The organism is Streptomyces sp. NPDC037410 (genome assembly GCF_055602235.1).
The window spans coordinates 112,963-126,413 of the sequence record NZ_JBVJWR010000020.1; the positions used below are offsets into that span (position 1 = coordinate 112,963).

At 73.7% G+C, this 13,451-nt stretch carries 12 protein-coding genes and 2 pseudogenes; 9 read left to right on the forward strand and 5 right to left on the reverse strand.

Going from position 1 to position 13,451, the window contains the following annotated elements; all coding sequences use genetic code 11:
* Window positions 1-105 precede the first annotated feature (105 nt).
* From ACZ7HT_RS29015 to ACZ7HT_RS29045, 7 genes are all read left to right on the forward strand, one after another.
* Entirely contained in the window at window positions 106-1,314 is a 1,209-nt protein-coding gene (locus tag ACZ7HT_RS29015; protein WP_471171312.1) for an RNA ligase, read from the forward strand.
* A 4-nt stretch (window positions 1,315-1,318) separates the two neighbouring features.
* Window positions 1,319-2,236 carry a phosphatase domain-containing protein gene (locus tag ACZ7HT_RS29020; protein WP_471171313.1) on the forward strand — a complete coding sequence of 306 codons (918 nt, stop codon included), beginning with the start codon at window positions 1,319-1,321 and terminating at the stop codon, window positions 2,234-2,236.
* A 99-nt stretch (window positions 2,237-2,335) separates the two neighbouring features.
* The gene (locus ACZ7HT_RS29025) at window positions 2,336-3,037 is read left to right on the forward strand and encodes a ribonuclease H family protein (protein ID WP_471171314.1); all 702 of its coding nucleotides are present in this window, start codon (window positions 2,336-2,338) and stop codon (window positions 3,035-3,037) included.
* Window positions 3,038-3,325: 288 nt separating this feature from the next.
* Window positions 3,326-4,009, forward strand: a complete 684-nt coding sequence (locus tag ACZ7HT_RS29030; RefSeq protein ID WP_471171316.1) for a GNAT family N-acetyltransferase — start codon at window positions 3,326-3,328, stop codon at window positions 4,007-4,009.
* Between the two features lie 257 nt (window positions 4,010-4,266).
* Window positions 4,267-5,475: an enoyl-CoA hydratase/isomerase family protein gene (locus ACZ7HT_RS29035; protein ID WP_471171317.1), complete on the forward strand. Its 1,209-nt coding sequence runs from the start codon at window positions 4,267-4,269 to the stop codon at window positions 5,473-5,475.
* Window positions 5,472-6,395 carry a glutaminase gene (locus ACZ7HT_RS29040; RefSeq protein WP_471171319.1) on the forward strand — a complete coding sequence of 308 codons (924 nt, stop codon included), beginning with the start codon at window positions 5,472-5,474 and terminating at the stop codon, window positions 6,393-6,395. Before ACZ7HT_RS29035 ends, ACZ7HT_RS29040 begins: the two co-directional genes overlap by 4 nt.
* A gap of 48 nt (window positions 6,396-6,443) precedes the next feature.
* On the forward strand, window positions 6,444-6,599 hold the full coding sequence (locus tag ACZ7HT_RS29045; protein WP_471171346.1) for a DUF4345 family protein: 156 nt from the start codon (window positions 6,444-6,446) through the stop codon (window positions 6,597-6,599).
* Window positions 6,600-6,614: 15 nt separating this feature from the next.
* Here the strand turns inward: ACZ7HT_RS29045 and ACZ7HT_RS29050 are convergent, their stop codons facing one another.
* The 4 genes and pseudogenes from ACZ7HT_RS29050 to ACZ7HT_RS29065 form a co-directional block, all read right to left on the reverse strand.
* A complete protein-coding gene (locus tag ACZ7HT_RS29050; RefSeq protein WP_471171320.1) occupies window positions 6,615-7,298 on the reverse strand; it encodes a lysophospholipid acyltransferase family protein in 684 nt (227 codons plus the stop codon).
* Between the two features lie 149 nt (window positions 7,299-7,447).
* Window positions 7,448-7,846, reverse strand: a complete 399-nt coding sequence (locus ACZ7HT_RS29055) for a nuclear transport factor 2 family protein (RefSeq protein WP_471171321.1) — start codon at window positions 7,844-7,846, stop codon at window positions 7,448-7,450.
* Window positions 7,847-7,856: 10 nt separating this feature from the next.
* Window positions 7,857-9,153, reverse strand: a pseudogene (gene mgt, locus ACZ7HT_RS29060) (macrolide-inactivating glycosyltransferase).
* Window positions 9,117-9,295 (reverse strand): annotated as a pseudogene (locus ACZ7HT_RS29065) (FAD-dependent oxidoreductase); the annotation flags it as partial. The pseudogenes ACZ7HT_RS29065 and mgt, both read right to left, overlap by 37 nt.
* 386 nt (window positions 9,296-9,681) lie before the next feature.
* On the opposite strand from ACZ7HT_RS29065, the gene ACZ7HT_RS29070 reads away from it, so the two are divergent.
* Both ACZ7HT_RS29070 and ACZ7HT_RS29075 read left to right on the forward strand, forming a co-directional pair.
* A complete protein-coding gene (locus ACZ7HT_RS29070; protein WP_471171347.1) occupies window positions 9,682-10,392 on the forward strand; it encodes an NPP1 family protein in 711 nt (236 codons plus the stop codon).
* Window positions 10,393-10,457: 65 nt separating this feature from the next.
* Window positions 10,458-12,620, forward strand: a complete 2,163-nt coding sequence (locus tag ACZ7HT_RS29075) for a CASTOR/POLLUX-related putative ion channel (RefSeq protein WP_471171323.1) — start codon at window positions 10,458-10,460, stop codon at window positions 12,618-12,620.
* Here ACZ7HT_RS29075 and ACZ7HT_RS29080 read toward each other — a convergent pair.
* Window positions 12,604-13,383 (reverse strand): class I SAM-dependent methyltransferase, encoded by a 780-nt coding sequence (locus tag ACZ7HT_RS29080; RefSeq protein WP_471171324.1) that lies wholly within the window; start codon window positions 13,381-13,383, stop codon window positions 12,604-12,606. The genes ACZ7HT_RS29075 and ACZ7HT_RS29080 overlap by 17 nt on opposite strands.
* Between the last annotated feature and the right edge of the window lie 68 nt (window positions 13,384-13,451).

The following is a 13,451-nucleotide window of genomic DNA, read 5'->3' on the forward strand; positions in this document are numbered from 1 at the left end:
GAGCCCGCCCAACACCCGCTCCGGCGGCTCCCCACCGCGAAAAATCACTGTCCCGCCCGGCCGTCCCACCCCGAGAATGGATCATCGAACACACGGGAGGGACCCATGAGCCAGGCGACCCTGACTCTCCACGACCTGATGCCGTCCGACGAGCTCGCCGCCGCACTCGCGAACGGGCACGTCACGCGCAAGCACCACCCAGAACTGCCGCTGTCGATCTACACGTACACGCGCGCGTGCCAGTACGCCCAGGTCTGGAACCGGGCGACCACACGCTGCCGCGGGCTCGTCGCCGACGACACCACCGGGCGGATCGTGGCGCTCCCCCTCCCCAAGTTCTTCAACCTCTCCGAGCACGCCGGCGGCCGCCCCTACGCGCCCCCGCTGCCCGACGAACCCTTCGAGGTCTACGACAAGGTCGACGGCAGCCTCGCCGTCGTCTTCCACTACGCCGACCGCTGGCACGTCGCCTCCAAGGGCTCCTTCACCAGCGGCCAGGCCACCTGGGCCCAGCGCCGCCTCGACGCCGCCGACACCACGGGCCTGACCCCCGGCGTCACCTACCTCGCCGAGATGCTCTACCCGGGCAACCGCATCGTCGTGAACTACGGCGAGCGCCGCGACCTCGTGCTGCTCGCCGCCTTCCGCGCCGACGGCACCGAGCTCCCCCTCGCCGAGGCCGCCGAAGGCTGGCAGCCCCTCGGCTCCGTCGTCCGCACCTGGCCCGCCATGGGCGTCGACGAGCTCGTCGCCCTGACCGAGTCCAACACCCTCCCCGGCGGCGCACGGGCCACCGGCACCGACGCCGAGGGCTTCGTCCTGCGCTTCGCCTCGGGACTGCGCGCCAAGGCCAAGCTCAGCGAGTACGTACGCCTGCACAAGGTGCTCACCGGCGTCAGCGACCGGGACATCTGGCGCAGCCACGGCATCCAGCGCTTCGCCGCCCTCCCGGCCGGCGAGCTGGCCAAGGGCCTCGGCTGCGCCGTCACCGACGTCGAGGCCTCCGGCGGCAAGCCCCTCGACGCCCTCCTCGAACAGGTCCCGGACGAGTTCGACGCCTGGGTGCGCGAGGTCATCACCCGCCTCGAAGCGGCCGCGGCGGACCGCGAGCGGGCCGTCGACGAGGCGTACGCCCGCCTGGCCCACCTCGCCGGCGACCGGGCGGCCTTCGCCCGCGCCGCCTCCGGCCTCACCGACCGGGCCCTGCGGGCCCTCCTGTTCCTGCGCCTCGACGGGCGCCCCACCGACCTCCTCGTCTGGCGACAGCTGCGCCCCGAGGCCACCGACCCCTTCGCCCACGACGAGGAGAACTGAAACCGTGCCTGTCGTCCACCTCATGACCGGCCTCCCGGCCTCCGGGAAGACGACCGCCGCCCGCGCCCTCCAGGCCGCCGCCGAGGGGCGGATGCGGCGCGTCAACCTCGACGACCTCCGTGCCATGCTCGACCTCCCCGCGACGGACCGCGGCCGGTCGCACACGCACGAGCAGACGGTGCTCGGCATCCAGGACGCGGCGGTCCGCGCAGCCGTCGACGACGGCTTCGACGTCGTCGTCGACAACACCCATCTGACCCCGCACATCCCCAAGCGGCTCAAGGCGGCCGTCGGCGGCCTGGCCACCTTCGTCGTCCACGACTTCACCGGCGTCGCCGTCGACGAGTGCGTCCGCCGCGACGCCGCCCGCGAGCGGCCCGTCGGCGAGGAGATCATCCGCATCCTCGCGGACAAGCACGCCAAGGCCACCCGGGGCGGCTGGCGCCTCACCGCGGACTGGCTCAACGACCGCCCCACCGTCGGAGAGCCCTACGTCCCCGACCCGGAGCTCCCCACCGCCGTCATGTGCGACATCGACGGCACCCTCGCGCTGCGCGTCGACCGGGGCCCGTACGACTTCAGCCGCTGCGACCGCGATCTGATCAACCCCTCCGTCCGCGACGCCCTGCGGGCCTTCCGGCACTCCGAGCGGGACCGGACCGTCCTCCTCTCCGGGCGCAGCGAGGACCACCGCGCCCTCACCGAGAGCTGGCTCGCCCGGCACGAGGTGCCGTACGACGAGCTGTGGATGCGCGCCTCCGGCGACGGCCGCGGCGACGACCTCGTGAAGGCGGAGCTCTTCGACGCCCATGTGCGCCACCGGTACGCGGTCCGGGTCTCCCTGGACGACCGTGACCGCGTCGTCGCGCTCTGGCGCCGGATGGGCCTGCCCACCTGGCAGGTCAATTACGGCGCCTTCTGACCCGCCCGGCCGCGGCGGAGGGGTGGGACCGCCCACCCCTCGGCCGCGCGGCGGCGGGCGTGGGTCGGCCCACCTCCTTCGCCGTGTCAGGATCGTGGGATGGTGGAGAAGATCATCGCGGCGTGCGACGGCGCGTCGAAGGGAAACCCCGGCCCCGCGGCCTGGGCATGGGTCATCGGCCGCGCCGACGGAGCGATCGACCGCTGGGAGGCCGGCCCGCTCGGCCGGGCGACCAACAACGTGGCCGAACTCACGGCCCTTGAGCGCCTGCTCGAAGCCCTCGACCCCGCGGTGCCGGCCGAGGTCCGCATGGACTCGCAGTACGCCATGAAGGCCGTCACGACCTGGCTCCCCGGCTGGCGCCGCAAGGGCTGGAAGACCGCCGCCGGGACCCCGGTCGCCAACAAGGACCTGGTCGTGCGGATCGACGAGCTGCTCACCGGCCGGGACGTCGACTTCGTGTACGTCCCCGCGCACCAGGTCGACGGCGACCCCCTCAACGACGCCGCCGACCGCGCCGCCAGCCACTCCGCCCGCACCCAGGAGCCGCTGGACTCCACGGCCGGGGCCGAACTGCCCCCGGCGGAGCCCGCCACGCGCTCCTCCACGCCCCGAGCGCGCTCCTCTGCGCCCCGTAAGGGCTCCGCGAGCGCGGGCGGGGGATCCGCCCGCAGGACTCGCCCGTCCGGCGGCACCCTCAACGCGAAATTCCCGGGCCGCTGCCGCTGTGGTCGTGCCTACGACAAGGGCGAGACCATCGCGAAGAACTCCGACGGCTGGGGCCATCCCACCTGCGTCTGAACCGACGGGCCGTCCGACTGGCGGGCGGCCCCGTCCGGCCCGTGAGACCGCGCGACCGTGCCGTGCGGCAGGCTTCACCCTCGCGTGGACGCAGGTTCTCCCCGGGTTCTGTTCTCGGAGCGGTTGTGGCTGCATACTGATCCTCCTCGCACCCGGTGGCGAACCGTTTTACCTGCTCATTTGCCGTTCTCACGGCACTTTCGGCACCGGGCGAGAACCTCCCTCCTGCTGCCGCCGCGGCCTCCCCGCGGCGGGAGTCGTCCCTGCCCGTGAAAGACCCGAGGTTCCGTGCCAGTACCTGTTCTCCTGACCGGGCGCTCCGTGCGCCTGGAGCCGCTGGCGATGCGGCACGCCGAAGCCCTCGCCCGGGCCGGCGGGGCGGACCGATCGGCCTACGCCTTCACCCCCGTACCCGATGGCCTCGAATCGACCCTCGACTACATCGCCCGCGCCCTCACCGATCAGGCGGCAGGCCGTTGCCTGCCCTTCGCCCTGGTCAGTACGGCCGACGAGAGAGTCATCGGCTCGACCCGCTTCCTCGAACTCGACTACTGGCGGGGCCCGCTGATCTGGCCGCCCGTTCCCGGCATGCCCCACGGCGATCCGCTGACCGCCGTCCCGGACGCCGCCGAGATCGGGAACACCTGGATCGCCGGAGACGCCCGCGGCACCGGCATCAACACCGAGGCCAAGTACCTCATGCTCCGGCACGCCTTCGAGGCCTGGGGCGTCCGCCGCATCACCCTGCGCGCCGACGCCCGCAACACCCGCTCCAGAATCGCCATCGAGCGCCTCGGAGCGACCTGCGAAGGCATCCGCCGGGCCCACTCCCGTGGTCTCGACGGCGCCGTCCGCGACACGGCCTTCTACTCGATCCTCGACGAGGAATGGCCCACCGTCCGGGACATCATCGAGCTGCGCCTCTCCACCCCGCGGCAGGTGCGCATCCCGCAGGACCTGCTGCCCGCCTGAGGCACCGGGGGACGCACGGGACGCGGTCACCCGCGTCCCGTGCGCGCACCGGGGGCTCGCGCCCCGGTCCCGCCGGTGGTTCCATGGAGGTGACGGGAAGGACTCGGTGTGAGGACGCGGAGTAGCGGCCGTCACCGGACCGCGCACCGTGCAATCAGGATCCGCGAGAAGCGGATGAGTCCTTCCCGCCCTTCGGTGCCCCCGCCCCTCCCGGTACGGTGGCCGGGTCAGTGAGTCGTGCCACCCGAAGGGACCGAGTGATCGTGCCGACCGGAACTCCCGACGTGCTCCTCCGGACGGAGGGCCGGGCCGGGATCATCACCCTGAACCGGCCCCGCGCCATCAACGCGCTCACCCACGCCATGGTCCGCGCCGTCGACGGCGCGCTCACCGACTGGGAGCACGACCCGGCCGTCACCACCGTCGTCATCGAAGGCGCCGGGGAGCGGGGTCTCTGCGCCGGCGGCGACATCCGCGCCATCCACGACGACGCCCGCGCCGGCGGCTCCGCCTCCGCGGCCTTCTGGCGCGACGAGTACCGGCTCAACGCCCGTATCTCCCGCTACCCGAAGCCCTACGTCGCCCTCATGGACGGCATCGTCATGGGCGGCGGCGTCGGCGTCTCCGCGCACGGCTCCGTCCGCGTCGTCACCGAGCGCTCCCGCGTCGCCATGCCCGAGACCGGCATCGGCTTCGTCCCCGACGTCGGCGGCACCCACCTCCTCGGCCGCGCCCCCGGCGAACTCGGCACCCACCTCGCCCTCACCGGCGCCCACGCCGGCCCCGCCGACGCGATCCTCACGGGCCTCGCCGACGCCTGCGTCCCCTCCGCCGAACTCCCCGCCCTGCTCCGCGACCTGACGCGGCTGCCCGCCGACGAGGCCCTCGCCCGCCACGCCGTCGCCCCGCCGCCCGGCGTCCTCGCCGAGCAGCGGGCCTGGATCGACGCCTGCTACTCCGCCCCGACCGTCGAGGAGATCGTCGAGCGCCTCTACGACACCGGCGTACCCGCCGCCAAGGAGACCGCCGAGACCCTTCTCGGGAGGTCCCCGGCCGCCCTCAAGGCGACCCTGGCCACGCTCCGCCGCTCCCGGGCCCTCGCCACCCTGGAGGAGGTCCTCGACCTGGAGTACCGCGTCTCCTGCGCGGCCCTCTCCACCCCCGACCTCGTCGAGGGCATCCGCGCCCAGGTCGTCGACAAGGACCGCAACCCCCGCTGGACCCCGGCCACCCTCGCCGAGGTCACGGAGGCCGACGTCGCCCGCTACTTCACCGCTCCGGCCGACGGTGACCTCGGCCTGGCGGCGGCTTCGGGGGCCGGCGCGGATGCCGAAGCTGCCGAGGGTCCGGCGATCGTCCCTGCCGCCGAAGCCGTCGCAGGGTCCGCGACCCTCCCTGCCGCCGAAGCCGTAGCGGGGTCCGCGACCGTTCCGGCCGCCGAGCCGGGAGCGCGGGGCGGCGCGTGACCACGATCGCCTCCTTCCAGCCCGTCCTCGACCGCATCGCCGAGGAGATCGCGGAACTCGCCGACCGTGGCACCCCGGCCGACTACATCCCGGCCCTCGCGGCCGGCGACCCGCGCGACTTCGGCATGGCCGTGGCGGAACTCGACGGCACGGTCTACGGAGTGGGGGACTGGCAGCGCCCGTTCTCCACGCAGTCCGTCACCAAGGTCTTCACCCTCGCGCTGGCCCTCGCCGGAGAGGGCGAGGCGCTCTGGGCCCACGTCGGCCGGGAACCCTCCGGCGACCCGTTCAACTCCCTCGTCCAGCTGGAGTACGAACACGGCATCCCCCGCAACCCGTTCATCAACGCCGGCGCCCTCGTCGTCACCGACCGGCTGCACCGACTGACCGGCGACGCCTCCGGAAGCCTGCTCGACTTCCTGCGCGCCGAGAGCGGCAACCCGGACCTCGCCTTCGACGCCGGCGTCGCCGCCTCCGAAGCGGCCCACGGCGACCGCAACGCCGCCCTGGCCCACTTCATGGCCTCCTACGGCAACATCACGGGCCCCGTCCCCGACCTCCTGAGCGAGTACTTCCGCCAGTGCTCCCTGGAGGCCTCCTGCGCCGACCTCGCCCTCGCCACCGGCTTCCTGGCCCGGCACGGCCTCCGCGCCGACGGCAGCCGCCTGCTGACCCGCAGTCAGGCCAAGCAGGTCAACGCCGTGATGCTCACCTGTGGCACCTACGACGCGGCCGGGGACTTCGCCTACCGGGTCGGGCTCCCCGGCAAGAGCGGCGTCGGCGGCGCGGTCGTCGCCGTCGTCCCGGGCCGCTGCACGCTGTGCGTCTGGAGCCCCGGCCTGGACAGCCGGGGCAACTCGGTGGCGGGCGTGACCGCGCTCGACCGGTTCACGACCATCACGGGCCTGTCGGTCTTCTGACCTCTTCGGCGCCCTCCAGGAGCAGGTGGCCGTACGCTCGTACCGCCACTGGAGCTCGGAGCGCTCGGCAGGCTCCTCTCCCTCGCCGTCGAAGGACGGCCGCACGGTTTCCAGCCGGCGCTCGCCGCCCACGAACTCGCCCTCGCCCCGCTGCTGTTCTGGCCGGTGGGCGCGGACGGGCGGGCCGAGAGCGGGACCGTCTGAGGCAGAGCCGGGGACTCAGCTCCGACGCCGGGGGCCCTCAACGAGGGCCGCCGGTTCGCCCAGGGCTCCGGCCGCCGTCCGCCAGGCCGCGGTCACGGCCCCGTGCGCCAGCTCCGTCGCGGCGGCCACGTCGTCGGGAAGGTGCAGCGGCGCCCCGATGTGGACGTGCAGGCCCGGCCTGCGGACGGGCGCGGTGAGCACGCCCGCGAGCTGCTTCGCCCGGCCGCCCGAGGTGATCCGCCGGGCCCCCGCCTGACCGATCGGCACGACCGGCGCCCCGGTGGCCCGCGCGAGCCGCGCGAGGCCGGTACGGAACATCTCCGGCGGGTTCTCGGCGGCGTCCCGGCGCGGCGGGATGCGCCCCTCGGCGTACAGCATCACGTGCCGCCCCGAGGCGAGCGCGACCGCCGCGTGGTCCAGGGCCGCGGCGGCCCGCGCCGAGTTGCGGTGGACGGGCACGTGGCCCTCGCGCGTCAGCGCCCGGCCGAGCACCGGGATCCGCCAGAGGCCCGAGGTGGCGAGCAGGACGGGCTCGACGGCCAGCCGCCTGCGGAGCGCGGCGAGCACGAGCGCCGGGTCGGCGAGCGATGTGTGGTTCACGACGAGGATGCTGCCCGGCTCGACCCGGGCCCCCGGGTCCGAGGTGACGGTGAGCCGCCCGAAGAACGGGACGACGTGGGCGGCGATACGGCTGAGCACGGGAAGCCCCCTGAATCCGAGGCGGAACGCTGACGCCCCCATCGTCCGGCGCGCCCCGGGCCCCGGACATGAGCACCCGTACTCAACTGGCGGGTGCGCACGCGGGGGAGTCCCGCTCGCGGACCTCGCCGACCGGGCCGTCGCCCCGGTCAGGGGGTGTCGAACCAGGAGAGGGCCGCGATGCGCCAGCCGTCCGGGGTCCGGACGAACTGCATCGTCTTGGTGCCCCCGCCCTCGTAGGGCTTGCCTTCGAGGACCCCGGACTTGCGGTAGGTGCCGATCCGGGAGGCGATGTCGCCCACGATCCGCGTCTCCTCGGTGGTCTCCCACTCGGAGAACTCGACGAGCCGCCCGTCGGAGAGCAGCCGCTCGCGCGGCTCGATGAACCCCTCCACGGAGTACGCGGTGAACGTGGGCGCGGTGCAGACGATGACGCCCTGGGGCAGCACGAGCCGCCGGATCCGGTCGACGTCGGCGGCCTTGCCGTCCCGGTTGTCGAACGCGCCGTAGAACTCGGCGGTCACCTGGTCAATCTCGGTCTTGGACATGACACGGACCCTACGCCTCGCCCCGGGGCTCCGAGCCCGTCCGGACGAGCTCCTCCTCGATCAGGTCCGCGGCGCGGGACGTGCCGCCCTCGCGGGCCATCGACTCCTGGATCTCCCGTGCGCGGCACGCCACTTCGGGGTCGTCGACGAGCGCGAGCACGGCCTCCCGGAGCCGCTCGGGGGTGACCTCCTCCATGGGCACATGGTGTGCCACCCCCAGGGCCTGGAGCATGTCGGCGTTCCCGAACTGGTCCACGGCCTGCGGCACGGCCACCATGGGGGTGCCGGTGGCGAGCCCCTCCTGGCTGCCGCCCGCGCCCGCGTGGGTGATGAAGACGTCGGCCTGACGGAGAATCGCCAACTGGGGGACCCAGGAGCGCACTTCCACGTTCGGCGGCAGCTCGCCGAGCTCGGAGGGGTCGACGAACCTGCCGATCTGCAGGACGACATGCCAGCCCGGGAGGCCGGCGAACGCCTCCGCGCAGTCCCGGTAGAAGCCGGGCTGCTTGGTGAAGGAGGAGCCGAGCGACACCAGGGCCACCTTCTCCGCCCCGTCCGGCCGCTGCCACGCGCCCTGTTCGGCGCGGGTGCCCTGACAGGCGCCGACGAAGGTGTAGACGGACTCGTCGACCCGGTCGGCGTGGGGCTGGAGGGCCCGGGGGATGAGGACGAGCGCGCGCCGGGGGCGGGCGACGAACCGGTCGGGGTGGGTGCCGACCCCGTGCCCCCTGAGCCACTCCTCGAAGCGCGCGTAATACGCCTTGCCGCGCGGTGAGGCCTTGAGCTCGGCGAACATCGGCTCGGCGACCTCCTCCTCGTACCCCTCCCACGGCACCAGGTTCGGCCACAGCGAGACGGCGGGCACGCCCCACGTGTGGGCGAGGACGGGGGCAGGATAGGCCGTGATGTCGTGGAGCACGAGGTCCGGCCGGTCCCCGTCGAAGGCCTCGGCGAGCTGCGGCAGCGCCTGCATCGCGTCGGCGAGGAACGGTTCGAGGTTGTCGATCAGCTCGGTGCCCCAGGCGTCCGGGTCTTCGTCCGTCGGCAGCGTGGAGGTGTAGACGACGGGCGTCGCCCCGGTCTCCGCGACCTTCTCGGCGAAGGACGCGGGGACGGCGTAGCTGACGCGGTGGCCTCGGGCGACGAGCTCACGGATGACCTCCAGGCTCGGGTTCACGTGGCCGTGGGCGGCGATGGAGAACATGGCGATGTGGGCGGGAGAGGCAGCGGTGGTCATGACGACCACCGTAGACGAGACGATACGTATCGTCTAATCGTTTCCCGGGTTCAGGCTCGGCGGCGTCCAGTCCGCGTGCCGCAGGTGGCGCGCGAAGCCGCGCGGTCCGGTGCCACCCGCAGGGCCGCATTGCGTACGGAGACGGCGACGGGATGCGAGAGCTGCTGGCCCATCAGGCCGGCCTGGCGGGCGGCGCGGGCGACGGACCTCGCCGCCCAGGGCATCGCGGACGCCCATGAACGTACGGTCACCCTGCTCACCTGTGTGGACGGCCTGGTCTTCGACCGCCTGGTGAACGGCGGCGCGGTCTCCGCCGAGGAGGTCCGCCGCCTGGTCGCGGCCGCGCTGGGGTGAAGGCCGGTCCGGGGGCGGCCGCGTTGGGGTGAGCGCCGGCCCGGGGGTGGCTGTGCTGCGGTAGGGGCGGCCAACCGGGCATGGCGGGCGGATGAAGGCTTCTCCGGCGGGCTCGCGCACCCTCGCGTACGTGGAGTGTGCATGCCAAGATGCGCTCGGCCCATGCCCACCGACCCAGGGGGACGTAGTGAAGACACCCGCGTACGCCGCCAGGGGCACCTTCGCCCTCGCCGGCGCCCTCGCGCTGATCATCGCCCTGCCGAGCAGCGCGCTCGCCGCACCGCCCACAGCCCTGCCCGCCAACGCCGACGGCCTGGAGCAGACCTTCCAGCCCGCCTACGACTACGACACGGACGGCTGCTATCCCACCCCCGCCATCGGTCCCGACGGGACGCTCAACGGCGGTCTCAACCCTTCCGGCGCCCTCAACGGCCAGTGCCATGACGCCTCGGACCTCACCAACACCAACGGGTACGCGCGCGAGAAGTGCAACAACGGCTGGTGCGCGATCATCTACGGCCTCTACTTCGAGAAGGACCAGGCGGTGATCGGCAGCAGCCTCGGCGGACACCGGCACGACTGGGAGCACGTGGTCGTCTGGGTGCAGAACGACCAGGCCCAGTACGTCTCCACCTCCGCCCACGGCAACTTCAACATCTACGGCCGCGACAAGATCCGCTGGGACGGCACCCACCCGAAGGTCGTCTACCACAAGGACGGCATCGGCACCCACTGCTTCCGCCCGGCGAACACCAACGACGAACCGCCCGAGAACCACCAGCACACCTGGCAGTTCCCCAGCCTGGTCGGCTGGAACGGCTACCCGGCGGGCATCCGCGAGAAGCTCACCCAGGCCGACTTCGGCAGCGCGGTCTTCGGCCTCAAGGACGGGAACTTCGCCGCGCACCTCGCCAAGGCCAAGCCGGCCGGCATCCCCTTCGATCCGTACGCCTGATCACGAAGGGATGAACATGCCCCGATGCCGCCCCGCCGTCGCCGGCGGGGCGGCACCCTGCTGACGTGCGAAAAGAAGACAAAAAGGTCGTACCCGGGCAGCGGGCCGCCGCACAGGGATCCGGCCCCGGCCGGACCGGGGACACCCCGGCCGGGGCCGACGCGCCCCCGCACCGGACCCGGCCCGCCGACGGCAACCGGTCCTCCGACCGGACCCGGCCCTCCGACCGGACCTGGCTTTCCGTCAGGCTCCGTTCCTCCGACCCGACCTGGCTCTCCATCAGACTCCGTTCCCCCGACCGGACCCGGTCCTCCGTCAGGCTCCGGTCCGCCGACGGGAGTCCGTCCGGCCGCCGGACCCACTCCGCCGAAGACCGTTTCCGCTACTGGTTCGACACCACCCTCACCCGGGGCATCGCCGCACTCTGCGGCTGGCTGGCGCTCGCCTGTCTGGCGCTCGTCGTCCCCGTCAGCACCGTCCTCGCCTGGACCGACCAGCGCACCCCCGCCTCCCTCGGCTCCAGGATCGCCGCGGTGTGGCGCAACACCGGACAGACCATGCGCCTGGGCGGCGAGGTCGGGCCCCCGCTGCGCGTCGCCCTGTCCGTACTCCTCGCCCTCATCGCGCTCTTCTACGTCTCCACCCTCGTCAGCCTCATCACCACCGGTCTCACCGACCGCCTCATCGCCCTCAACCGAGGTCACGCCCGCATCCTGGAGAGCGGTCACACCGTCGTCCTCGGCTGGTCCGAGCAGCTCCCCACCGTCGTCTCCGAACTTGTCGCCGCCCGCACCGACCGGAGCCGCCGGGTCATCGCGGTCCTCGCCGACCGCGACAAACCCGCCATGGAGGAGGACCTCCGCGCCAGCGCCGGCGCCACGGGCCGCACCAGGATCGTCTGCCGCACCGGCCGGCCCACCGAGCCCGCCGCTCTCGCGCGCGTGAGTCCGGCGACCGCGGACGGCGTCCTGGTCCTGCCCGGCGACGACCCCCGCGACGACACCGAGGTCGTCAAGACCCTGCTGTCCCTCTCCGCCGCCGTGGGGGAGGCCAACCCCGTGCGCGTGGTCGCCGCCGTACGCGACGACCGCTACCTCCACGCCGCCCGCCTGGCCGGAGGGCCCCGGGCCACCGTCCTCGACATGGACGACATCGCGGCCAGGCTCCTCGTCGACTGCGCACGACAGCCCGGACTCTCCCTCGTCCACCGGGAACTCCTCGACTTCGCCGGGCACGAGTTCCACACCCTCCGGGACCCGGGGTTATCGGGCCGCACCTTCGACGAGGCCGCCCGCGCCTGCCCGGTGTCCACCGCCGTCGGCATCGTCCACGGCGACGGCACCGTCGCGCTCAACCCGCCCCGCTCCACCCCCCTCCGCGACGACGACACCCTCCTCGTGATCGCCGAGAACGAGCGGTCGACCCGGCTGTCGGTCACCCCCGCGCCCTACGACCCGACAGCGCTCACCCAGGCACCGCCCGCGGCCCCCGCACGACCCGAACGGGTCCTCCTCCTCGGATGGAACCGCCGGGCACCCCGGATCGCCGCCCAGCTGGCGCGCCGTACACCGCCCGGCTCGGCCCTCGACGTCGTGGCCGAGCCGCGCACCGCCACCGTCACCGGCGTCCGCGCCGTCACCGCGGCCGTCGGCACGCACCTGTCCGTGCTCCACAGGCCCGGCGATCCCACGCTGCGCGAGACCACGGACGCGCTCGACCTGTCCCGGTACGACGCCGTGATCGTGCTCGGCCCCGACCGCCGGCCGGGCGGCACCGACCCGGACGACCGCACGCTGGTCACCCTCCTCCACCTGCGGGCCGGGCAGGAGACGAGCGGCCGGCGCCTCCCCGTCGTCACCGAGTTCGCCGACGACCGCAACCGGCTCCTCGCGCCACCGGCCGCGGGCGCCGACTTCGTCGTCAGCGGGAGGCTCATCGGGCTCCTGATGACCCAGATCTCCCAGAACCCCCATCTCACCGCCGTGTTCGAGGAGCTCCTCGGCCCGGACGGCAACACCCTCCGAATCCGCCCGGCGGCCCACTACGTCACGACCGGACGCACGACGTCCTTCGCCACCGTCGCCGAATCGGCCGCCCGCCAGGGCTCCTGCGCCATCGGCTACCGCGCCGCGGCCGCCGACGGGGACGGCCTGCGCGTCAACCCGCCCAAAGCGCACGTCCGGCACTGGCATCCCGGGGACCAGGTCGTGGTCATCGCGCGGGAGTAGCCGGGACGGCGGGCTTCCGTGCCTCGATCAGGGTCCGTGCGGAGTGCGCCACGAACGGGCCCTCCTCGCGGATCCGCGTGTCCAGTTCGCGCAGCCGGGGCAGCTGGGCCTCGACCGTGAACCCGGGGACGATCCAGATGACCTTCCGCAGGAACCAGACCACGGCGCCGATGTCGTGGAACTCCATGCGCAGCCGCTCGGCACGCACGTCCACGACGTCGAGTCCGGCGGCGCGTGCCGCGGCGGTCTCGTCGTCGGGATGACGGGCCCGGGCCGCCTCGGGCTGCGGCCCGAGGAACCACTCGACCAGCTCCCACACGCTGGCGGGGCCGACGTGCTGGGCGAGATAGCTGCCGCCAGGCCGCAGGACGCGGGCGATCTCCGCCCACCACACGGTGGCCGGGTGCCGGCTGGTGACGAGGTCGAACGCGGCGTCGCCGAAGGGCAGCGGCGGCTCGTCGGGATCGGCGACGACGACCACACCGCGCGGGTGGAGCAGCGCGGTGGCCCGCGCGATGTTCGGCGGCCACGACTCGGTGGCCGCCATCGTCGGCGGAAGCACCGGGACCCCGCCCAGGACCTCCCCGCCGCCCGTCTGGATATCGAGTCCGGCCGAGGCGGTCGCCAGGCGCTCGCCGAGGAGCCGGTGACAGCCCCAGGAGGGCCGCTCCTCGCTCGCCCGCCCGTCGAGCCAGGAGAAGTCCCAGCCGTCGACCGAGGCCGCGGAGGCTTCCGCGACGAGATCGTCGAAGGTGTGTGCCATCCCCTCATGATCGCGGCACCAGGAGGGCCTCGCACCCCCATTCCTCCCGCCCCTGCCGGGCTGGCGAC